The 22312-nt window shown below is 44.0% G+C and carries 17 protein-coding genes; 13 read left to right on the top strand and 4 right to left on the bottom strand.

All coding sequences use genetic code 11. The features are described 5' to 3' along the window. Positions 1 to 3: 3 nt before the first annotated feature. The 6 genes from FS628_RS24175 to FS628_RS32080 all read left to right on the top strand — a co-directional run bounded on the left by FS628_RS24175 (position 4) and on the right by FS628_RS32080 (position 6105). Positions 4 to 696, top strand: a complete 693-nt coding sequence (locus FS628_RS24175) for a response regulator transcription factor (protein WP_145325518.1) — start codon at positions 4 to 6, stop codon at positions 694 to 696. Between the two features lie 119 nt (positions 697 to 815). Beyond that, positions 816 to 2324: an S-layer homology domain-containing protein gene (locus FS628_RS24170; protein WP_145325517.1), complete on the top strand. Its 1509-nt coding sequence runs from the start codon at positions 816 to 818 to the stop codon at positions 2322 to 2324. Positions 2325 to 2334: 10 nt separating this feature from the next. Beyond that, the gene (locus FS628_RS24165) at positions 2335 to 3039 is read left to right on the top strand and encodes an ankyrin repeat domain-containing protein (protein ID WP_145325516.1); all 705 of its coding nucleotides are present in this window, start codon (positions 2335 to 2337) and stop codon (positions 3037 to 3039) included. 296 nt (positions 3040 to 3335) lie between these two features. Next, positions 3336 to 4049, top strand: coding sequence for a beta-glucanase (bglS, locus tag FS628_RS24160; RefSeq protein WP_145325515.1), 714 nt, complete (start codon positions 3336 to 3338; stop codon positions 4047 to 4049). A gap of 188 nt (positions 4050 to 4237) precedes the next feature. Further along, positions 4238 to 5923, top strand: a complete 1686-nt coding sequence (locus FS628_RS24155; RefSeq protein WP_145325514.1) for an extracellular solute-binding protein — start codon at positions 4238 to 4240, stop codon at positions 5921 to 5923. Positions 5924 to 5943: 20 nt separating this feature from the next. Continuing rightward, entirely contained in the window at positions 5944 to 6105 is a 162-nt protein-coding gene (locus tag FS628_RS32080; protein ID WP_222125283.1) for a hypothetical protein, read from the top strand. On the opposite strand, the gene FS628_RS24150 is transcribed toward FS628_RS32080, so the two are convergent. Together FS628_RS24150 and FS628_RS24145 are read right to left on the bottom strand one after the other, a co-directional pair. Then, a complete protein-coding gene (locus FS628_RS24150) occupies positions 6068 to 7708 on the bottom strand; it encodes a response regulator (RefSeq protein ID WP_145325513.1) in 1641 nt (546 codons plus the stop codon). The two genes, FS628_RS32080 and FS628_RS24150, sit on opposite strands and share 38 nt — an antisense overlap. An 11-nt stretch (positions 7709 to 7719) precedes the next feature. Beyond that, positions 7720 to 9429 carry a sensor histidine kinase gene (locus FS628_RS24145; RefSeq protein WP_083669649.1) on the bottom strand — a complete coding sequence of 570 codons (1710 nt, stop codon included), beginning with the start codon at positions 9427 to 9429 and terminating at the stop codon, positions 7720 to 7722. 146 nt (positions 9430 to 9575) lie between these two features. On the opposite strand from FS628_RS24145, the gene FS628_RS24140 reads away from it, so the two are divergent. The 6 genes from FS628_RS24140 (at position 9576) to FS628_RS24120 (ending at position 18991) form a co-directional block, all read left to right on the top strand. Then, positions 9576 to 10526 carry an ABC transporter permease gene (locus FS628_RS24140; protein ID WP_145325512.1) on the top strand — a complete coding sequence of 317 codons (951 nt, stop codon included), beginning with the start codon at positions 9576 to 9578 and terminating at the stop codon, positions 10524 to 10526. Between the two features lie 15 nt (positions 10527 to 10541). Beyond that, positions 10542 to 11420, top strand: a complete 879-nt coding sequence (locus tag FS628_RS24135) for a carbohydrate ABC transporter permease (protein WP_076210648.1) — start codon at positions 10542 to 10544, stop codon at positions 11418 to 11420. A gap of 43 nt (positions 11421 to 11463) precedes the next feature. Next, positions 11464 to 15924, top strand: a complete 4461-nt coding sequence (locus FS628_RS24130) for a carbohydrate binding domain-containing protein (RefSeq protein WP_145325511.1) — start codon at positions 11464 to 11466, stop codon at positions 15922 to 15924. A 135-nt stretch (positions 15925 to 16059) separates the two neighbouring features. Next, on the top strand, positions 16060 to 16188 hold the full coding sequence (locus FS628_RS32075) for a DUF6254 family protein (protein WP_219845137.1): 129 nt from the start codon (positions 16060 to 16062) through the stop codon (positions 16186 to 16188). 362 nt (positions 16189 to 16550) lie between these two features. Next, on the top strand, positions 16551 to 17849 hold the full coding sequence (locus tag FS628_RS24125; protein WP_145325510.1) for an NCS2 family permease: 1299 nt from the start codon (positions 16551 to 16553) through the stop codon (positions 17847 to 17849). Between the two features lie 164 nt (positions 17850 to 18013). Next, positions 18014 to 18991 (top strand): alpha/beta hydrolase, encoded by a 978-nt coding sequence (locus FS628_RS24120; RefSeq protein WP_145325509.1) that lies wholly within the window; start codon positions 18014 to 18016, stop codon positions 18989 to 18991. 91 nt (positions 18992 to 19082) lie between these two features. On the opposite strand, the gene FS628_RS24115 is transcribed toward FS628_RS24120, so the two are convergent. Beyond that, positions 19083 to 20435 carry an MATE family efflux transporter gene (locus FS628_RS24115; RefSeq protein ID WP_145325508.1) on the bottom strand — a complete coding sequence of 451 codons (1353 nt, stop codon included), beginning with the start codon at positions 20433 to 20435 and terminating at the stop codon, positions 19083 to 19085. Positions 20436 to 20571: 136 nt separating this feature from the next. On the opposite strand from FS628_RS24115, the gene FS628_RS24110 reads away from it, so the two are divergent. Then, positions 20572 to 21255, top strand: a complete 684-nt coding sequence (locus FS628_RS24110; protein WP_145325507.1) for a TetR/AcrR family transcriptional regulator C-terminal domain-containing protein — start codon at positions 20572 to 20574, stop codon at positions 21253 to 21255. Between the two features lie 46 nt (positions 21256 to 21301). Here FS628_RS24110 and FS628_RS24105 read toward each other — a convergent pair whose 3' ends face one another. Continuing rightward, the gene (locus tag FS628_RS24105; protein ID WP_145325506.1) at positions 21302 to 22189 is read right to left on the bottom strand and encodes a LysR family transcriptional regulator; all 888 of its coding nucleotides are present in this window, start codon (positions 22187 to 22189) and stop codon (positions 21302 to 21304) included. Between the last annotated feature and the right edge of the window lie 123 nt (positions 22190 to 22312).

Genomic DNA, 22312 nt, shown 5'->3' with positions numbered 1-22312 from the left:
GTAATGGCAAACATTTTGATCATTGAAGATGAAACAACGATTGCGGAACTGGAACGTGATTATTTTGAGCTCAACGGATTTTCCGTGGATCTCTGCCATACTGGAGATGAAGGCCTGAAGCAGGCACTGGAGGGGGACTATAATCTGATCATTGTTGATCTGATGCTTCCGGGACTCGACGGCTTCGAATGTTGCAGGCGCATTCGCGAAGTGAAGGAAGTTCCCATCCTTGTCGTTTCCGCGAAAAAGGAAGAAATCGATAAGATCAGGACATTCAATCTGGGAGTCGATGACTTTATTACAAAACCGTTCAGCCCAAGTGAATTGGTTGCGCGGGCAAAGGCTCATTTGACCCGATACGAGAGACTACTTGGCAAAAACAAACCGGCCCAGCAGGATGAAATCCACATTCGTGGGCTTCACATTGACAAAGGATCACGCCGCGTCTTCGTTAATGGAGAAGAGGTGGCGATTACAACCAAGGAATTCGAGTTACTTGTATTTCTTGCGAGTCATCCCAATCGTGTATTCAGCAAATCCGATCTGTTCGAGCGCATCTGGGGCATGGATTCCACCGGAGACATTGCAACGGTAACCGTCCATATTCGCAAACTGCGTGGGAAGCTGGAGACAGACCCCAAAAATCCGGAGTATATCGAAACCGTCTGGGGCGCGGGTTACCGGTTTACTGCATAAGTTTCGTGAAAATTTAGAGCCAGTTTATATTTTGTTAATAACTTTGTCCTTGGGAGTTTCTTTTTGTCCTCTATTCTATAGATACAGGCAACTACAACCTATAGAGGAGGAATTCAACCATGAATTCTACAACCCGCAAAATCGCTACATTTCTAACCATAACTGCATTAGGTACAGCAGTGTTCCCGTTAACTGCGAATCAAGTACATGCAGCTACATACGTTGCTAACATTGCGGCAACAACCACACAGCTTACCCAACAACAGATTGAAGCTGCTATCAAGGATCTGAATAGCTTGGGGATCATGAACGGATATGCAGATCAATCCATGGGTGAACATAGAGCGATTACCCGTGCTGAACTAGCTTCAGTGATTTTCAAAACGTTTAATTTGGAGAGCAAGACGGGAGAAACCGTAGAACTAACAGATGTCAATCCCAATGCATGGTATGCGCCATATGCGTCAAAGCTCGTTGAACTTGGCATCATGAAAACAAATGATGGACAATTCAATCCGCAGACTCAAGTGTCGGACGCAGAACTCGAACAGGTCGTATCCAAAGCGATGCAACGTGATGTAAAGTCCGTTCACCATTGGATGAGCGAGTTCTACTCCGAGAACGGTTCGGCAACCCGCGGCGAAGCAGCAGTGTTGTTGCAAACCGCACACCAAGCTATTCCTTCGGAGCAAGCTCAAATCAAGAGCGTTAGATCACTGAATGCCATTACGTTAATCGTCACGTTCGACAAGCCGTTGACAGCAGCGGATGAGGTTTTTGCCAAGGCACAAACGGACTTTGCGTTTAGTGGTGGGCTGACGTTAACTAATATGCCCCGCTTGAAAACAGGGTCGATTGCGACATACATCGTTCCAACGTCCGTACAAGATGCTGGTGAAGTGTACAGCCTGACTTACAAAGGTCAAGACGCTGGTTCCTTTGAAGGCAGTGGCACAAAAATAAACATGACAACGGTTAGTCAAGTAACGAATGATACATTCGAGATTGAAGCACTGCAAGTGAACGGTGTAGTGGATTACGGTTACATTATTTCGGCATACAGCGGGGGTCGAGGAGCTAATGCGTTCGTCCTGAATGATCAAGAGCAAGCAGGAGGCAAAACGTATCAAGTTATCTCCTCCATGCAGGCAAGACAAGTTGTAATTACGCCAGAAGGTGGCGAGCCAATCGTTGCCAGATATGTTCCGTTCACGCAATCTACAGATGGCAAACAAGAACCGAAGTTCCGTTTGCCTGAAGGACAAACGCTGAAATCAGGTGTCACATATACGGTTACTTCGGATTGGGCGAACCTAGAAAATGCTTCATTTACAGCGAAATCGTTTGATGCGTTGGAGGTTGCAAGTGCTCAAGCACTGAGCGAAACCGCCATTGAAGTTACGCTTGCCCAAGATCCTGAGGATGAGCTGTTCTCTGGTCGAAGTGTAACGTTAACTTCACCTAGCGGGGATGTTGTGACGGCCACTTATAAATATTCAAGTCGAAAAGGTGCGACGGGTGTATTCGACCTAACAAATGATGGGAAGTTGGCTCCGGGTACTACGTATACAATAAACCCAGTTGGGGATTGGAGTATCGCTTCTTCGGTCACCTTGACACTGGAGTAAAGGAGGCAGTATGAGTAAATCGCTGATCATCGTTGTTCTGATAAGCAGTATGTTGATCGTTCAAGGCTGCATGCCTGAAGTGAAAAACGACTCCAATGTGGAGGAAAAGGCCATGACTTCAGCAGATGAACAGCTGTTCAAGGCAGTAGAGGACAGCGATACTGAACGCATCGAACAATGGATTCAAGCAGGCGCCAATATCAATGCACAAGATCAGAGTGGACGAACGGCCACAATGATTGCAACCTACAATAATGATGTAACATCGGCTAAATTGTTAATTGAAGCGGGTGCAGATGTGAACATACAGGACGATATGAAGAATAACCCGTTTCTGTATGCTGGCGCTGAAGGATTCTTGGATATCTTGAAGTTAACGATTGAGGCGGGCGCGGACCCGGCGATAACGAATCGATATGGAGGGACAGCACTTATTCCTGCTTCGGAGCATGGATATGTGGATGTAGTACAGGAACTTCTGACTCAAACTTCGGTGAATGTGGACCATGTGAATCAATTGGGATGGACAGCACTGCTCGAGGCGATCATTCTTAACGATGGCAATGCTCGGCAGCAGGAGACGATACAATTACTCATTGACCACGGAGCCGACGTAAACATATCGGATCGTGATGGGGTGTCACCGCTCAGTCATGCGAAGAATAAAGGCTTTAAGAAAATTGAGGAAATGTTGGTACGGGCTGGAGCGGAATAGAAATGAATAAAGAAACAAAAATGTTGAGATCCATGTAAAACTGATATTCATGAAGCGCCTGATTCCTTCGATGCTGAAGGGCAGGCGCTTTATTAAATAGTTCTTTGTTTATCAAAGTGGCATAGTCTTATGCGTGTCATAATGAGATACGAGGATCTTAAAAATTGAATATCTCTGCTTTAAAGTTTGCTATAGTGTACCACTCTGCTTCCGGATAAAATGGAAATACCAACCATGTAAGCGTTATCTATTATGGCGATGCTTGTACATGTTGGAATCATTCATGGAGGTGTGTGATGAAGAGGAAGTCTTGGTATACTTTGGCGGTAACAGGTATTGTTTCTTTATTCTTTTCCGTAAGCGCTTTCGCCGGTTATGTTTTCTGGGAACCATTAAGTTATTTTAACTCAAACACGTGGCAAAAAGCGGACGGTTACTCCAATGGGAGCATGTTCAACTGCACGTGGAGAGCTAACAATGTTAATTTGACAAGTGATGGCAAACTCAAGCTTGGTTTGACCAGTTCTGCACAGAACAAGTTTGATTGCGGAGAGTATCGTACCACAAATACGTATGGTTACGGCTTGTATGAAGTCAGTATGAAACCTGCCAAAAACACAGGTGTGGTTTCCTCCTTTTTTACGTACACAGGGCCGGCTCATGGTACACAATGGGATGAGATTGATATTGAATTTTTGGGGAAAGACACAACCAAAGTACAATTTAATTATTATACTAATGGGGTTGGTAATCATGAGAAGATTATCAATCTTGGCTTCGATGCATCTCAGGGTTTCCATACGTATGCATTTGATTGGCAGCCGGGACATATCAAATGGTATGTTGATGGTGTATTGAAGCACACGGCAACCAGCAATATTCCGAAAACACCTGGAAAAATTATGATGAACCTGTGGAATGGAACAGGTGTTGATAGCTGGCTCGGTCCTTATAACGGTGCCAATCCACTCTATGCGGAATATGATTGGGTTAAATATACGAGTAATTAAGCAGACTGAAGCAGCCGTTAGCGGCTGCTTTTTTCTATATTCTGGAATTGTATTTATTCAATATATGTATTCAATATCCAATATCCTAAATTAATGCAATAAATGTTGCAATATTAGTATGGGCATAAATATCAATCATTCATTATGATTAACCTGTAAGCAACATTACATAGACTGGGGGAACGAAGTTGGACACAAGTAAAAAGAGACGAGTAGGCAGCTTGGTCATGATCGGTGTTTTGGCCCTATCTGCAGCCTTGAGTGGGTGCAGCAGCGGAAGCGACAAGAAAGCAGAATCGAGTACACCAGCGACAACGTTGGAGCTCAAAAATGGGAAGTATGATCCACCGGTGTCTATTACGTATTTGCGACCATGGGGTCCAGACGTGAAGTTTAAGCCAGGTGAGGATCAGGATAACAACGTCCATACAAAATGGGCCAAGGAGAAACTCGGAATTGAGTTGAAAAACCAGTGGATATCTCCATCCACCAATAATGCATTCGAGACAAAGCTGCGTCTATCGCTTGCTTCCAATGCGGACATGCCAGACATTATTTCGTATCGCGGCGAATTCAATCTGGTGCGTGAATTGATTGAGTCCGGAAAATTTGTCGATGCGGGGGAGTTGTTTGACAAATATGCCAGCGACACATGGAAAGCAGCCGTAAACGAAGATCCTTCCGTATGGTATCCATACATGCAAGATGGCAAAAAGATCGGTATTCCGATTCTGGACTATTCTTATAATGGTGATCCTGTCATGTGGATCCGCGAAGACTGGATGAAGAAATTCAATCTGGAAGCACCTAAAACTATAGATGATCTTGAAATCATTATGGAAACGTTTACGAATCAAGATCCGGATGGCAATGGGAAGCAGGACACCTACGGGCTGACCATTGGCTTCAAGAACTGGCTGAACACATGGATGTCAGAAGCTGGATGGGTATTTGGCGCTTATGGTACGATGCCGAATCAATGGAATCTGACGGCAGACGGAAAACTTGAATACGGTTCCGTTACACCTGGTGCGAAGCAGGCTTTGGCCAAATTACAAAGCTGGATGAGCAAAGGGTATATCCCGGAAGAAGCCGGCGTGTATGACGAGACGAAAGCTGCTGAAGAATTTACCGCTGGAAAAGCAGGTATTGTGGTCGGTCCTCACTGGATGCCATCCTGGCCGCTGGAGGATGTGAAGAAGAACAATCCTGAGGCTGAATACAAGGCGTATCCCATTCCTTCCGGTCCAAACGGTCAAGCAGGAAGACATGGTACGTCGAACGGAAACGGCGTAGTTCTGATTAACAAAGACATGAAGAATCCGGAAGCCTTTTTCACCTATCAGAACTATCTCTTTGATCACTATGCGAATCCTAAAGAGGGCGATGAGTTCGAGCATGGATTTGCGGAAGGATACGATTGGGTTATGGTAGATGGGAAACCATCAACCGATGCAAGTCTTACGGGTGGGTATGCTCCCGAGAAGTACACTTTAACGTTTGATGGCGCGCGAATTCCGAATCTGAGCATGACAACACTCGCGAAGCTGGCAAGCGGTGAAGAAGCAACTACGCCTTTCGAGAAAAAAATCAAATCAGGTGTACCCGTACCTATGCTTGATGCAGCCAAGATTGTATTGGATCAAAAGGACATCGTGTTCAATCAAATGTTTACCGGTGCACCTTCAATGACGATGCAGATGAACAATGACATTTTGACAAAGATGGAGAAAGACACCTTCTCTCAAATTGTATATGGGAAAACCTCTGTGGACGCGTTCGACTCATTTGTTGAGAAGTGGAAGTCTTCAGGTGGAGATCAGATTACGAAAGAAGTTAACGAGTGGTATGATTCCGTGAAAAGCGGAAAATAGGATGACGCAGGGCTGCCTGAATGGATTCATCGCGGCCACATATGCACCGAAAAGGCATTGCAGGAGAAGATCTCCGGCAACGCCTTTTCGTATTCGATATGGAGCAGGGGAAACCTGACCAGGATATCAGATTTGAGATGTCCGTCAAACCGGCAGATTTTCCCGATATTCCTGCGGTGTAAGATCATAAAATTTCTTAAAGACTCGAATGAAATATGCGGTATTGTTGTAACCGACAAGTTCAGCAATCTCAAACACTTTGGCGGTTGATGTTCGCAAATGATAGGCTGCTTTCTCCATTCTTAATCGGTATACGTATGCTGTAAGTGCTTCACCGGTCTCCGCTTTGTATACCTTGGACAGGTACACCGGATGCAGATGAACATGGTCAGCAATTGCAGGCAGTGATACATCACCAGCCAGATGAAGGTCGACGAAACTTTTGACGCTGCGCACAATGGTGCTGTGATTGTCTCTAAGCTCTTGTTCAGCATCATCTCGTATGTAATGAAGTGTACGCAAGGACCAGTCCTGTAATTGCTGCGCAGTGGAGTAACTGGGAGCTTGAAAGTAGCGATAGGACTCTGCTGGAATCAAAGAAGAGATTTGTTTGCCATTTTTATGAATGATGTACGCAAACGCGCCCGCAATAGCAAAATACACCTCGAAGGTTGACTCTGCAATATCATGATGTTCATTGGAATGCAGCAATTCCTCAAATATGTGCTCAATTTTCTGCTCCACATCCTCAAAGCGACCAGCTTCGAGCAGGCTAATCAACGTTGGCGGTTGATAAAGCGACCTGATCGAATGTAGGGGATTGGCATCCGTTTCATCGGAAGCAGTGACAAATAAACCTTGCACCTGACCCATCCGTTTACGCATGGACATGACTGTTCGCTCATAGAGTTCTCCAATTTCGTGGGGGAACTTGCCCCAGCTGGAGACGGAAATGGAGATTGCACCTTTCAAATATAACTGAACATTGGTTTGAATCTGGGCCGCATACTGCTCAAGCAGGGTCTGAGGCGTCTCGCTCCTGCTATAACTCATCGTTGTGGAATGCTTCATGCTAACCAGAACAACAATGTAATCATGAACGTCTCGTGTGTGCCAGATATGAAAATGATTCTGCATCACTTCACTAATGATATTACATATCGCATATTCCATTAGGGCCAGGTCGCCGTGTGCCATTTCGGATAGATGTTTCTCCATACGGATAATCAGCATGCCGAGATCCTCTCCTACGGAGTAGGGAAGCTCCAGCAGATCAAGCTTGTCTGCCAGCGTCTTCTGATCATAGACTTTTCCAGTCAGCAACTCATGCAGCATCGTGGATTGAAGCAATGGCAGATGATCCTGAAAGGCGTGTAAGGCTCTTTGATGAGATGCTGCCGTTTCCCACTTTTCTTTAATTCGATGAACAAGGCGTTGCACGGATTCGATCAGATCTTCATCGCTAACGGGTTTCAGCAAGTAATCGAAGCTTTCCTGCGCTATTGCCTGTTTGGCATATTCAAAGTCGGCGTGACCTGATAACAGAATGGTCTGCACATGAGGCCACTTTTCATGAATCGCTGTAATCAGTGCAATGCCTGACATTTCGGGCATACGTATATCCGTAATTACAATGTCAATGTCGTGGTTGTCCATAATTTCCAGCGCTACTGCACCGGATAAGGCTTCATGAACTGTACCGATCCCGCAGCTTTCCCACGGAATGGTCTCTGCCAGCGTTTCCACGACGGAACGTTCATCGTCCACTAGTAATATTTGCAGCATGGGTCTTTCACCTACTTGTCTGTATTGTCGTGCCATGTGATGTTAACTTTAATCCCACCCATTGAAGAATGATCATAGGAAAGTCCAGATCCTTCACCGTACAGAAAAGACAGACGCTGATGGACATTCCATGTACCACATCCCATATTCTCATCCAGCGGTTTAAGAAGATTATCCCTCAGATGATCAAGCTGTTTCTCAGACATGCCAAGCCCGCTGTCCTCCACGATAATCGTGTACACATCATCCTCGCAGTCCGCATAGATTTTAATCTCACCATCCACCGATTTGGGCTCCAGACCATGAATAATAGCGTTCTCAATTATAGGCTGGAGGGTTAGTCTGGGAACTGTTTTATCTAAAATATCATGGGGCACATCGATTGTAAAATGCATTCGTTCCAGACGAAGTGACTGGATTTCCAAGTAATTTTTGACCATCGTCAACTCTTCACGAAGCGTGGCTTGATCCTTTTCGGACCTGGTTATGTATCGGTAATACTCTCCCAGATTCAGTGCCATAGCTACCACGGCCTTTTCATTTTTCATTCGGGCCATGTTCTTGATATAGAACAGACAATTATATAGAAAATGCGGATTAATCTGCGATTGCAACTGTTTGAGCGTGGCTTCCCGACTTCTTAATTTCTCCTCATATACATTCTCGATTAATTCTTGAATTCGTTGAGCCATGATGTTGAAACGTGCAAATAACAGGCTGAATTCATTGCGTGCAGAATGATGAAGCCGAACGGAAAAGTCTCCGGTGGACAAGCGATTCGTCCCTTTCACCAACTGTAAGAGTGGAAGCTGCACACTTCGATAGAGTGTATATAATACAACGACGCTCATCACGATCAGAACGGCAATTGAAGCGTAAAACAGATTTCGGCTGCTCGTAATCGGTTTCAAAATTTGCTGCATAGGCACATAGTCAACATAATACCAGCCGAGGCTCTTGGATTGAATGTAAGAGACGTAATATTCCGTTTTGTTCAACGTTGTACTGAATCCACCGCTGGCCTGCAGTTTTGCTTCTTTCAGAGAAGGCAGAATCGCGTTCAAGGTTTCTTTTCCAGAACTATTGCTGATTAATCCATAATCGGGATGGAACATGAACGGGTCACCTTTATTATTTAACTTGTTTTGATTAAGAAGTGCAGTTAAGTGATGAACTGGAAAACTGATTTTGGTAATCAATCTGGCTTTGCCAGGTCTCGCCATCGCTGTCGTTGGATCGGTAGTGTACCAGATAAACTGATTGTCGGCATAGGTCCAGGATTGCGAGAGAGGCTCCTTAAATTCATCATCCCTGTACGGAATGTAAGCATAATAATCCGTTGATATCACTTTTTGCATCCTTGGAAAGTATAGTGTGATGGTCGAATGCCATTTGCTTGCTGCGTTGTACAGATTCATTTTCTCCAGAATGGCACTTCCAACTTTCACACGTTCATAGGGAATGTCCTTGTAATCGGGTCGTTGATATTCCTGAATACTCGAATCTTGCCCAATAGACATCCCATACAATGACAGTTGGTAAATATTGGATTCTACTGAATCAGCAAATGTTGAGAGATGATTCATCGTATTGTTCTGAATCTCGTGTTCGATAACACGCACGCTTTCCCGGTTCGAGTATGTATAGAGAAACAGCACCAGAATAAGCAGCATCACAAACAACAGTGTAATTTTGGTAAAGACATTCAAGCGTGTGAACAAAGTCCAACCTCCTTAATCTTATTAAAATATTGATATCGTTGTTGCAATATTAGGATATAGATCACAAATTTCCATTGCTATAATTTTAATATACAAGTTCACGATGACTTGTAAAATACAAAATTTAGAACATGGGGGATGCAGGAGTGAAGGAACATACGTTAGAAACGCCGCATAAACGGCGCTCCACCAGGGTTAAACAGCGCTGGAATATGCAACGGAACTGGACCTTGCATATGATGCTCATTCCAGCTGTATTGCTGGCACTGGTGTTTCAGTACATACCGATGGGTGGCATTGTAATTGCTTTTCAGGATTTCAAACCATACTTGGGATTTTCTGAATCCAAATGGGTGGGTTGGGACAATTTCCGATATTTATTCTTATATCCGGACGTAGGTCAGGTGATCTGGAATACGCTGGTCATTGCATTTTTCAAAATCATCGCAGGACTGTTCGCTCCATTCCTGTTTGCCATTTTGCTCAATGAAGTGCGCTTGACGGCATTCAAGAGAGTAAGTCAAACGCTTGTGTATCTACCGCATTTCCTATCATGGGTTATTCTCGGTGGTATTCTGCTCGATATCCTGTCTCCACAGGGCGGCATGGTAAACCAACTTGTCGAAGCCTTTGGAGGAGAACCGATCTTTTTCCTGGGAGACGGTACATGGTTCCGGATAACGCTGATCGTCAGTGATGTGTGGAAAGAATTTGGTTTTGGAACGATTGTATTTCTGGCTTCTCTCTCAGGGATCAATCCTGCGCTATATGAGGCGGCTGAAGTGGATGGGGCCAATCGCTTTAAACAGACGCTGCACATTACGATTCCGGCATTGATGCCGATCACAATTGTATTGATGACGCTCTCTATCGGCAACATCTTGAACGCCGGTTTTGATCAGGTGTTCAACCTGTACAATCCACTTGTGTATGACAAAGGCGACATCATTGACACGTTTGTATATCGACTTGGGATTTTGAACGGGAAGATGAGTTTTGCCACAGCAGTAGGGTTGTTCAAATCTGTGGTTGCTACCATTTTGATTGTTATATCTTACAGAATGGCTTACAAACTAGCTAATTATCGAGTTTTCTAGAGAGGAGAAAAGGGCTTGTATTATAAAACTAAAGGATACCGCATATTCAGCATTGCCAATTATACTTTTCTTGGCATCTTATCAATACTCTGCATTTTACCAATTATTCATATATTGGCTGTTTCATTCAGCAGTATGGCGCCAGCATCATCAAACCTGGTTACCTTCTGGCCCATCGGGTTCACAACCGACGCATATGTGAAAACATTCGGGAATTCGAACTTCATTAACTCCCTGATCGTATCACTTAAACGGACTGTAATTGCAACGATCATTGGTATGGTCATCATGCTCATTACCGCGTTTCCGTTGTCCAAGGAAGATATCAGTTTTAAAGGTCGCTCTTTGTATACATGGTTCTTTGTTTTCACCATATTGTTCAGCGGCGGTTTGATTCCAAGTTACATTCTGATACAGAAGCTTGGCCTGATGAATACAATCTGGGCACTTATTCTGCCCGGCGCACTGTCCGTGTGGAACGTTATTCTCATGATGAACTTCTTCCGCGGTCTGCCCAAAGAACTTGAGGAAGCAGCCTATTTGGATGGAGCAGGTCATATCAAAACGTTGATTCTGGTCTACGTACCACTGTCTCTTCCAGCTATCGCAACCTTGTCCTTGTTTACAATGGTGTATCAGTGGAACTCCTGGTTCGACGGCATGATCTATATGTCTGATATTAAAAATTATCCGCTTGCTTCTCTGCTACAGACCATTATCGTTCAGCAAGATCTCAGCAAAATCAACGTGGATCCTTCCATGTTGGAGAATATCTCGCAGCGAACCGTACGCGCAGCACAGATCTTTATCGGCGCGCTTCCGATCCTGATGGTATACCCGTTTTTACAACGTTTCTTCGTTAAAGGGATCGTTATAGGAGCAGTCAAGGAATAGGCTATGCAAATGCAAGGATAACTGAGCTGAGGGAGGAAGAAGGATGAGAAAAGGACTGGCATGTATGGTGGCATGGAGTTTAATGGCTTCTCTCGTTTATCCAGCAACTGCTGGAGCAGAAAGTGTACAGGGTCAAGCGGAGGTGGGAAATGTGCAGGCGAAAAGCCTGCACTTCTCTGTTCCCTATACAGACCTGACCGGGCATTGGTCACAATCTGCAGTTACACGGTTGCAAGACTTGAATCTATTGAAAGGTTATACGGACGGTACATTCAAGCCCAGTCAGGTAATTAGCCGAGCTGAATTCGTGATGATTCTGGACCGGGCCTTTGGTTTCACCGGTAATGCGGCGACTGGTTTATATGCGGATATGACTTCAGACGATTGGTACTATGACGTCATGGTACGAGCGAATGGTTCTGGCATCATCGAAGGAACAGACCGTGAACATCTGTCACCGCAACAACCGATTACACGCCAAGATGCAGCGGTTATGGTAGATCGAGCTTTTCAACTTTCGGCGGCTACAAATGAAGATAGTGAACAATTGAAATTTCAGGATGCAGATGATATTTCCAGTTATACAAAGAAAGCGCTTACCTATCTAGTGAACGAAAATATTCTTAAAGGTTTCCAAGGCAAATTAAATCCCAAATTCCCGATTACACGAGCAGAGACTGCAACAATGTTGTCGGCGATGATTGCAGATGTGAAAAGTGCTCCTGGTATATATGAGTCCCGGGTGGATGGCAACTTGATTATTAATTCAACGGATATCACGTTGAAAAATATGATTGTCAATGGAAATCTACTGCTGGCAGAAGGCATTGGCGAGGGATCTGTTGTTCTTCAGGGCGTAACTGTTACAGGAAGTGTCATCATTAAAGGTGGAGGCAGTCATTCCATCGACATTAGCAACTCCAAGCTGAATCGAATAGTCGTTGACAAACGTGGAGAGCCCGTCAGAGTTGCCATTACGGAAGAAAGTAACATTCAGGAGATGCATGTAAAGCAGAAATCCATTCTGGAGATCTCTTCAAACAGCCTGATTGATTCCATGAATATTCATGCAGAAGCGAGTCAGACTCGAATGGATACCAAAGGTACGATCCAAAAATTGAGTGTAGATGCCGATGATGTTGTGATCAACGGAGACAAAGTAAAAAAAGGATTGCGCACATCCATGGTGGGTGAAGCCCAACAATCTGCTTCATCGCAGCCTGGTGGTTCAACAAATGTGACAAACACACCAACACCATCTTCTCCAGACGGGCAATCACCGTCTACACCATCGACACCAAGCAATCCTGCGGGCGAAAAACCGGTTCCAGCAACAACGATTCCGCATGATCAATGGGAGCTGGTCTGGAATGATGAGTTTAACGGGCCTGCGATTGATTCTTCCAAATGGACCGTGCAGGATACAGGACTGGTTTATAACAATGAAATGCAATATTACAGCCCGGATAACACTCGCATTACGAAAGATCAGAATCGAAGCGTGTTGCAGATTGAAGCGAAAAAGGGTCCGAAAAATGGTAAGGATTACAGTTCTGGCAAACTGATCTCCATGGGAAAAGGGGACTGGACCTACGGTAAAGTGGTGGTACGTGCGAAGCTTCCTATAGAAAAAGGCATGTGGCCTGCCATATGGATGATGCCAACAGATGAAGCACATTATGGTGGATGGCCTGCCTCTGGAGAAATCGATATTATGGAGCTAATTGGCGGCAAAGAGAGTAATAACAAGGTATATAGCACATTGCATTATGACAGTGTGAAGCCTGACGGTTCCCATGGACACGATCAGGGAAGCCTTACTCTTCCGAAGGGAGAAACTTTCGCTGACGATTATCATGATTTCCAGGTGGAATGGTTGCCGGGCATGATTCGCTTCTATGTAGACGGTAAATTACATCATGAAGTGACTAACTGGCAAACGAAGGCCGCGGGCCAACCAGAGTATTATACGTTCCCTGCACCATTTGATCGTCCGTTCTATCTGATTCTGAATTTGGCAGTTGGAGGAGACTGGCCGGGCTCACCTGAAAGCAACTTCACTTCCGAAAAGATGAATGTTGATTTTGTGCGTGTATATTCTTACAAAAATCTAAACACATGGCCTGATGTAACAACAAATCCCATAGAGCCTGAACAACAGCGTGAACCACAAGCCGATGGCAATCAAATCTACAATGATCGTTTTTCGGAAGGGTCTGCAGAAAATGGAGTTCCTCAGCAGTGGAAATTCATTACGAATGCTGATGGAGCTGGCAGTGTCAACGTTATAGAAGATGAGCAAAAAGGGAAAGCAGCACAAGTTACCATTGATGCATCGGGTACTGAAAACTACTCCGTTCAACTCACTCAGATGCCCATGCATATCAAGAAAAACAAAAAGTACAAGATACAGTTTGATGCGAAAGCATCTGCTAACCGCACAATCATGTCCAAAGTGAACCAATTTGAAAAAAGTTGGACGAATTATTCTGGCGATAACACCTTTACACTCACGTCAGATTGGCAATCTTATGACTATACTTTCAATATGCGGGATGGCTCGGATAACAATGCCAGATTTGAATTCAATCTGGGGCTGGATGATACGACCGTTTGGCTTGCCAATGTCAGGCTGATCGAGGTGGGTGAGGCTGACCCGCTAACTGTCGAACGAAATGCGCTACCTGATGGCAACTTTATTTATAATGGCACATTCGATCAAGGCAAAAACCGATTGGGTTTCTGGTTAGACAGCGTTCAAGAGAACGCAATGGCTCAGATCAGCGTAAATAATTTTTTGAAGTTCCCGATTATGGAGCGTCAGCTGGTTGTTGATGTTACTCAAACGAATGGTGACCCACAGCAGGTATCGGTAAACCAACCGGAGTTGAAGCTGGAAGCGAATACAACGTATGGTTTCTCCTTAGATGCCAAGGCAGATACACCGCGAAGCATCGATATTGATGTTGTCAGCAGTACTGGGCATACAGTACAGGTTCATCAAGGACAAAACCTCTCCTTGAACCAAGAAATGAAAACATTCACCGGAGAAATCATCATTGGAGATGGAGCATCAATCGCACAATCCGAGCTAAGACTGTTATTCGGCAGTTCTGAAGGTAAGGTATATGTGGACAATGTTCGTCTGACGAAACGCGGAAAACCTCTGTCAGTGAATGGCTACGCACATGTACCTGCAACCGAAGCCTGGATGATGCAGGGCTTACAACTGGAGGACTCCGTAGAAGGAGGAAAACATGTCAGTTACATGGATCAGGGAGATCTGCTGCAATATAAAATCGATGTAGCTCACGACGGAGTTTATGTTCTTTCTGCCCGAATGGCCAGTGGAAAAAGTGATTCCAAGGTTCAGTTCAGCATCCAGGATGAACAAGGTACAACCGTTGCACAATCAGACCTGAGTCTCGGAGACACGGGTGGATGGCAAGCATATAAAACGGTGTATTTTCCAGGGGTCAACTTGACAGCAGGCAAACCCTATTATGTGAATTTTGAAGGAGCAGATTATAATACACGTTGGGTGGATATTTCACAAAACAAAATTCAGAACAGTGAGCTAATAGCTGATCTGAATCATTGGGAGCTAACTCCTAATCATCTGACAGCCTCATATGACGAGGGCGAAGGATTAACGATTAAATTGCCTGGTACAAGTGAACATTGGTGGGATGCTTTGTTGCAACAAGGTCAGATCGAACTTGATGCAAACAAAACATACCGACTTACCTTTGAGGCATCCGCTTCAGTTCCCAAATCCATGCAAGCGGTTCTTTCTCAGAATGCAGGGGATTTTGTGAAGTATTATGAAGAAGAAGTGGAATTAACCGCGGATCAAAAGTCGTATAGTTATACCTTCACCATGGGAGATACCTCGGATTCGGCAGCCATGCTTGCATTCGGATTAGGTTATCCGCTATCTACAGGCGAACAACACTCGATTAACATCCATAACGTTCAGTTATATGAAGTTAATCCGAATGCAGATCAAGGAGGACAGCCAGCTCATGTTAACCTTATTCCCAATGGAGACTTCTCCAAAGGTAAGGAAGGCTGGTTTACCCACGCGGATGGTAATGCAGCTGACCTTGAGATGCAAGTTAGCAATCAACAGCTTCATGCCAAGATTGGTCATGCAGGACAGCATCCATGGGATCGTCAAGTCATCAATGAAGGATTTGGCATACAGAAAGGTTTCAAATACAAATTGACGTTTAAAGCCCAAGCGGAGAAGTCCCGGAAAGTAGGGTTGGGGATTGGATGGGTCGATGCAGCTGCCAACTATGAGTGGCATGGTTTCTTTGGGGCACGAGTTGATTTGAATCCAGAAGAACAGGAGTTCACGTTTACATTTGATGCAACAGAAGACAGCTATGCGAATACTCGAATCTCATTTGATCTGGGTAACATTGATGGTGTGCAAGATGGCAACACAACCGTCTCATTGTCCGAGGTCAGCTTGATCAATCTGGGTCCTGCCAATTAACTTCTAAATTCTCTATATTTTGTCTTATATGTTTGCCTAATTCTCTTATCACCTATGCAAGCAGAATAAAGTTGTCCAGGAATGACATCATAAAGAAGTAGTATACATCTCAGTTTCCAGAGGAGGATATCTTTTATGGCTGACCAGAAGAAAAGAAAAGAAGCTGCCTGGAAGTCACGAAAGCAAGAACAGCATCCCCATGGCAAAATCAAATCGCTTAAAGAATTATCCAGCGAATATGAAGAGAAACCTACTACGAATTAAGCAAAAGACTGTCAGTGAACATTGCTGGCAGTCTTTCTTCATATATTGCAGACATTGAGCAATACGTACATACTCTATTCTAAAAACGAATGAACACAAGCTATAATGTCTGTATAGTTCGTAAATAACTGTGAACAAATCGTTAATTCATTGACATTGCATGTCATTTTAATTAGAATACGAAATGGACTTCAGGTTAAAACAGATATGAGTATCTTTATGTTTAGTTTAGAGCTTAGCTGTTGAATCTTTAAATCCTAACAACGAATATAGGAGCGACAATATAACAATCCTATATGAAGATTAGGATTTTTTGTTTTTAGCTTTGGAGTATAATTTGAAAGTTGGAGGCTGGCTTTACCATGGACAAATGGTTCAAACTTAAAGAACGAGGCACGAGCATCCCCACAGAAATTATCGCAGGGGTTACAACATTCTTCACAATGGTATACATAGTTATCGTAAACCCAGGAATACTCAGCAGCACGGGGATGGACTTTAACGGAGTATTCATAGCAACGGTACTGGCAAGTATTGTGGGAACTCTGATTATGGGAATCTGGTCCAATTATCCGATCGTCATCGCACCGGGTATGGGCCTGAATGCATTCTTTGCCTATAGCGTAGTTGCCGGGTATGGCGTGTCTTGGCAGGTTGCACTGGGAGCCGTATTTATAGCAGGAATTTTGTTTATTATTTTATCACTTACTTCATTCCGTTACATGTTGCTAGATGCAATTCCTGCAAGCTTAAAACATGCTATAACCGCAGGGATCGGATTGTTTATTACAACGGTAGGTTTGCAAAACGCCGGAATTATTGCCGATTCAGAATCGAATTTGATTACGATCGGGAACTTGGCTGAGCCAATGACTTATCTGACCATTATCGGATTGATTATTACCGTTGTGATGATGGCTTATAATGTGAAAGGTTATCTGTTCATCGGAATGGTGGTTACAGCGATACTTGCCTGGATCATGGGACTATTCCAAATGCCGGAATCGATTGTATCCATGCCTCAAGGCCTCTCGTCAACGGCTCTGCAACTGGATCTGGCAGGCGTATTCTCGAATGGCTTGTACACGATCATATTTACCTTCTTGTTGATCACACTGTTTGATACGACGGGCACGATGCTCGGCGTTGCTGAACAAGCAGGACTACTGAAGGATGGGAAATTCCCGCGTTCGCGCGGTGCACTATTGGCAGATGCCGTAGGAACAACCTCAGGCGCTTTGCTCGGAACAAGCCCAACATCGGCTTATATCGAGTCCAGCACAGGGGTTGCTGCAGGAGGAAGAACGGGACTAACAGCGGTAACGGTAAGTGTGCTGCTTGCGCTGACGTTGTTCTTCACACCGATCGTAAGCGTGATATCTGGTATTCCGGCGATCACTTCTCCAGCACTGATTATTGTTGGGTACTTTATGATTAACGTCATTAGCAAAATCAAATGGGATGATCTCGAAGAAGCATTTCCTGCCTTCCTGATTATCATCCTTACTCCGTTGACGCATAGTATTGCGACAGGCATCGGCGTAGGCTTCATCTTCTATCCGGTACTCAAGCTGCTTCGTGGAAAAGGTAAAGATGTTCATCCGATATTCTACATTTTTGCGGTATTGTTCTTCATTCAGCTTGTATTCTTGGACCACTAAAACGGTCTAATCAACAAGAGAACTGCTCTAACAAGCAGCTCTCTTTTTTTGTGCAGTTCATACTCCGTTCATATTCCCGTCACGAAGAGGACATCTTCCATGGTTACACTATATCTATGTCGCAAGAGTGGCTCTACAGATATAAAGGACAGGAGAAGATGGATATGGCAGAAACAGTGGAAGTAACAACAACGGAGACTAAGGGTCGTAAGAAACGGAACTTATGGTTAAAAATAATAGGTGGTATTGTCGGCGCGCTGGTGCTGTTCATGGGCATCACGTTTGTCGTTCACACGATAAGTAATGGGGTCGAGAAAAAGAAAATCGAATCGTACGGCCAATATGTCAATGTCGATGGGAAGAATATGAATGTGTCCATTCAAGGAAGCGGCGAACAAACCATCGTGCTACTTCCCGGACAAGGAACCCCGTCGCCAGTACTTGATTTCAAATTGTTAATCGATGAATTGACGCCTGATTACAAAGTTGTGGCGATTGAGCCTTTCGGTTATGGGTTAAGCGACCAAACCGAAACGGAGAGAACCACCGAGAATATTGTTAGTGAAATTCATGAAGCTGTACAGCAGCTCGGTATAGATCGTTATATTCTGATGGGGCATTCCATCACGGGACTGTACGCGGCGACTTATGTGAACACGTATCCGGATGAAGTCTCTGCTTTTGTCGGGATCGATAGCAGTGTTCCGAATCAACCTGGCATGGATGTTAAATTACCCTTGAACTTAATGAAATTCCTTCAAAAATCGGGCTTAATGAGAGTCCTCCAAGCAGTAAGCGGTGATTCATATGCATCACTTGCATACGATGAACATACCAAAGAACAGATGAAGTTGATTTCGAATCAAGTCTCGACAAATCCGACATTAGTAGATGAGCTTAAACACCTGGGTTCCAATTTCAAAAATGGAGAAAAACTCACGTATCCTCGTGATCTGCCAGTGCTTCTCTTTGTTCTTTCCAATAACGAGAAAAACCCGCAGTGGATTCCGCTGCATGAGGAGCAAGTGAAACAATCCGCGCAGGGCAAAATGATCCCTATGGAAGGTTCACATTACCTGCATCATACGAAATACAAAGAAATCGCCGAGGAATTCAAATCTTACATGAAACAAATCCAATAGGATGATTGATTATTAAACTGCGGTGTTGCAATAATTGAAGGCAGGATTGAGGGGATACCCTTATCCTGCCTTCTTTCGTTTTTTTGGATAACTACTGTGCCAAATGTTCCAGATCCGGCTGCAATTTGGTCCGCAAAGCATATAACATGATGGCCCCAACTAGAAACGCGACGGCATCAGCAATAACAAGTGACCAGATCACTCCATGAAAGCCGTTCATTTGATTAGCGATATACAAGACAGGAATTAGTGTAATCCCTTGAATGATGGACATAACAAACGCGGCGGTTCCTTGGGCTGTTGCTTGGAAGATCCCCATAAACAAAGAAGTCATTCCTGTAATGAACAAGGATAAGAAGGTTACATGAAGAATGTAGCTACCCATTTCAATTAATTGCGGGTCAGTCGTAAATAAACCAATCAAGTGGTCAGAGATCAGATAGACGACAACCCCAAACAGGACGGCTAACGCCAAAATAGATTTGATCGTGAATCCAATGGTTTGTTTCATGCGTAATTTGTTCGCTGTGAATGAGAAGGCAATCAACGGCACAACTCCCTCGCACAAGCCCATCAGAATAAACTCAGGAAATTGCAATAAACGTGATGAGATTCCATACCCCGCAACGGCCTGATCTCCATATTCAACAAGAAAAAGGTTAAGAATAAGTGACATTGCCCCCAAGAAGACACTCATAACAAAGACGGGAACTCCAATTTTCAATACATTGCTCAGGATGTCCTTGGTCACCTTGAACCATTTCAGGGAGACGGTTAAGAACTGACTCTTATAACTTATATGGTAAGCGTAAAATGCACTCGCAACCAAGTTGGAGATGACGGTAGCAGATGCAACGCCAATCACACCCCAATGGAAGACAAAAATGAATAGCGCATCGAGGATAATATTTATAACAACACTGAGAATCATACCGGTCATTGAGGTGATTGCTGAACCCTCCGAGCGCACGATATTCTCCAGTGTAAAGAATAAGATGACGAAGGGTGAACCAATAAGCATAATCGTGACATACTCTTTCGTAAATCCGAAGGACTCTGGCGTTGCCCCCAGCCCATGAACGATTGGTTCGATCAGCGGGAGGCCAACGGCCATCACAATAATTCCGAGAACTAAACTACTGTAAAAGGCGAATGAAGATACATGCTTCAGATCATCGACTTTTTTCTCTCCCAGCAAACGAGAGATGAATGTACCGCTGCCTATACCAATTAAATTACCAAGGGCCATGATGACCGCGAATAAAGGTAAAGTTAATGCGAGTGCGGTTAACATTGCTGTATTACCCAGTGTGCCAAGGAAATAGGCATTCAAGATGGAGTAAATAACACTCATTGACGTGCCTAGCATCATTGGGACAGCAAAGTGAGCTACGGCTTTGGCGATCGGTGCTTTTTCAAAGTAATGGAGGTTTTCTGCATCCATGGGGGTCACTACTTTCTTTGTTAATATTGATTCAATCTAACACTGTTAGATTGAACCTTACAGTGTTAGATGTTATCATGAACGTATGAACCTGTAAAGCATAAACTTACACTGTTAGATTAAAGGGCGGATACCGATGAAAAAACAACAGCCTCAGATTTCGGAAGATAAGATTTTGGAAATTTCGTGGGAGCTTCTCGGAGAAGAGGGCATCGAGAAATTCAGCATGAGACGCTTGGCAGACAAGCTGGGGATTCAGGCTCCATCTCTATACTGGTACTTTAAGAGCAAGCAGACGCTCTACCAGCGTCTGGCCAACCAGATATCGAAAATTATTCTGGACGAGTTTCACGCTGAAGGGGACTGGAAGGAGCAGATGGAAGGGCTTGCGGTGACGGTGCGGAGTGTGCTCAGCAGATACCCGTGCTCCACACAGCTCATGATGATGACGCTGCCCCACGAGCCGGACATGATCCGCTTTACCAACCGCATGTTGCTCTGCATGGAATCAACGCCACTAGAGCAAGAGCAGAAATTACAGGCAGTTCTCACACTTGTCAATTATGTATTCTATTTCGTACTGGACGATTATCAGCATCAGCGCAATATATCTGCTGTTATTAAGGACCAGGAAGCACTTCAGGGTGAAGAGATGGTTAGCCTTCTGGATTCTATGAGTGAGAAGGAAGCTGGTCTGTTCAGCAGGATGTATAAGAACGGTATGTTTGAGGTGATGGGAACCGACGGAGCTTTCGAGTTCGGCTTGAAGCTTATTTTGCTCGGGATCGAACAAGTGATAAAGAAACCCACCGAGGAATAAACTCCGGTGGGTTTCTTCTTATACTCACGTTAATCCCTTTATCAGTCTAAAATTTAGCCTGAATTTCTTTTAAAAACAAATCCGCAGCAGTCGAAAAGACCTGATGTTTTTTCCAAACAATATTTAAACCAGATTCGAGTCTTGGCTCCAGAGGTCTGAAACAAAGATCGCTTTCACTGGATGTATTCACTATTTTATCAAGTGTTAATGCATAACCAATGCCTTCTTCAACCATAATGGCAGCATTATATGCAAGATTGTATGTAGTAACGACGTTTAATTTGTCAAAATCTTCACCAAACCAATCCGCAAACTCATTTTTCGAAAATGTCTGCTTCATTGACTGTCGTGAACAGATCAGTGGAACATGTAATAAGTCTGTGGATTGAATCGTATCTTTGGAGGCAAGTGGACTTTCTTTTCTCATAACCACTCCCCAAACATCCTTATCGGAGAAATTAATATAGTTATATTTTGAAACATCCGCTGGCTGGATTAGAATACCGAAGTCAAGGAGTCCCTTGTCAAGCCGCTCAGTTACATCATCTTCGTTACCGCTGTATAGGTGATAGCGTATATTGGGATATTTATTCTGCACGTCTTTTGCCACTCTTGCAATCTGTTTCATGGCTTCCGTTTCTCCACCGCCAATATAAATATCACCACTTATGGTTTCTTCCATGGATTGAAATTCTGCCTCTAATTTATCGACCATACCCACAATTTCTTCAGCTCTATTTCTTAAAAGCATACCTTCATCTGTGAGATTAATACTGTAACTACTGCGAATAAATAATTTCTTTCCCAACTCTTGTTCAAGGTCTTTCAATTGTCTGGACAAGGTTGGCTGCGTAACATGCAAGAAATCAGCAGCACGTGTAATGCTTCCTTCTCTGGCGACCGTAAGAAAATAACGCAATACTCTAATCTCCATCTAACTCCTCCTTTATCCTTTATATTCTACAATAAACCTATCAGAAATGCCTTTCAAGCATATCTTGTTATAAGATATGAGTATTTGCTATATCGTGTATAAACGCTAAACTAAAGAGCGAGA

It is taken from the genome of Paenibacillus xylanexedens (assembly GCF_007676705.1).
In the GTDB taxonomy this organism is placed as follows: Bacteria; Bacillota; Bacilli; order Paenibacillales; family Paenibacillaceae; genus Paenibacillus; species Paenibacillus xylanexedens_C.
Note: the sequence above shows the minus strand (reverse complement) of the source record. Positions and strands in the feature narration are given on the sequence as shown.

Bases quoted from the DNA above. Each gene is read 5' to 3' on its own strand.
- FS628_RS24110 (WP_145325507.1), top strand. From the start codon at position 20,572: ATGAAAAAACAACAGCCTCAGATTTCGGAAGATAAGATTTTGGAAATT.
- FS628_RS24165 (WP_145325516.1), top strand. From the start codon at position 2,335: ATGAGTAAATCGCTGATCATCGTTGTTCTGATAAGCAGTATGTTGATC.
- bglS (WP_145325515.1), top strand. From the start codon at position 3,336: ATGAAGAGGAAGTCTTGGTATACTTTGGCGGTAACAGGTATTGTTTCT.
- FS628_RS24175 (WP_145325518.1), top strand. From the start codon at position 4: ATGGCAAACATTTTGATCATTGAAGATGAAACAACGATTGCGGAACTG.
- FS628_RS32080 (WP_222125283.1), top strand. From the start codon at position 5,944: ATGGATTCATCGCGGCCACATATGCACCGAAAAGGCATTGCAGGAGAA.
- FS628_RS24120 (WP_145325509.1), top strand. From the start codon at position 18,014: ATGGCAGAAACAGTGGAAGTAACAACAACGGAGACTAAGGGTCGTAAG.
- FS628_RS24105 (WP_145325506.1), bottom strand. From the start codon at position 22,189: ATGGAGATTAGAGTATTGCGTTATTTTCTTACGGTCGCCAGAGAAGGA.
- FS628_RS24125 (WP_145325510.1), top strand. From the start codon at position 16,551: ATGGACAAATGGTTCAAACTTAAAGAACGAGGCACGAGCATCCCCACA.
- FS628_RS24150 (WP_145325513.1), bottom strand. From the start codon at position 7,708: ATGCTGCAAATATTACTAGTGGACGATGAACGTTCCGTCGTGGAAACG.
- FS628_RS24115 (WP_145325508.1), bottom strand. From the start codon at position 20,435: ATGGATGCAGAAAACCTCCATTACTTTGAAAAAGCACCGATCGCCAAA.
- FS628_RS24170 (WP_145325517.1), top strand. From the start codon at position 816: ATGAATTCTACAACCCGCAAAATCGCTACATTTCTAACCATAACTGCA.
- FS628_RS32075 (WP_219845137.1), top strand. From the start codon at position 16,060: ATGGCTGACCAGAAGAAAAGAAAAGAAGCTGCCTGGAAGTCACGAAAG.
- FS628_RS24130 (WP_145325511.1), top strand. From the start codon at position 11,464: ATGAGAAAAGGACTGGCATGTATGGTGGCATGGAGTTTAATGGCTTCT.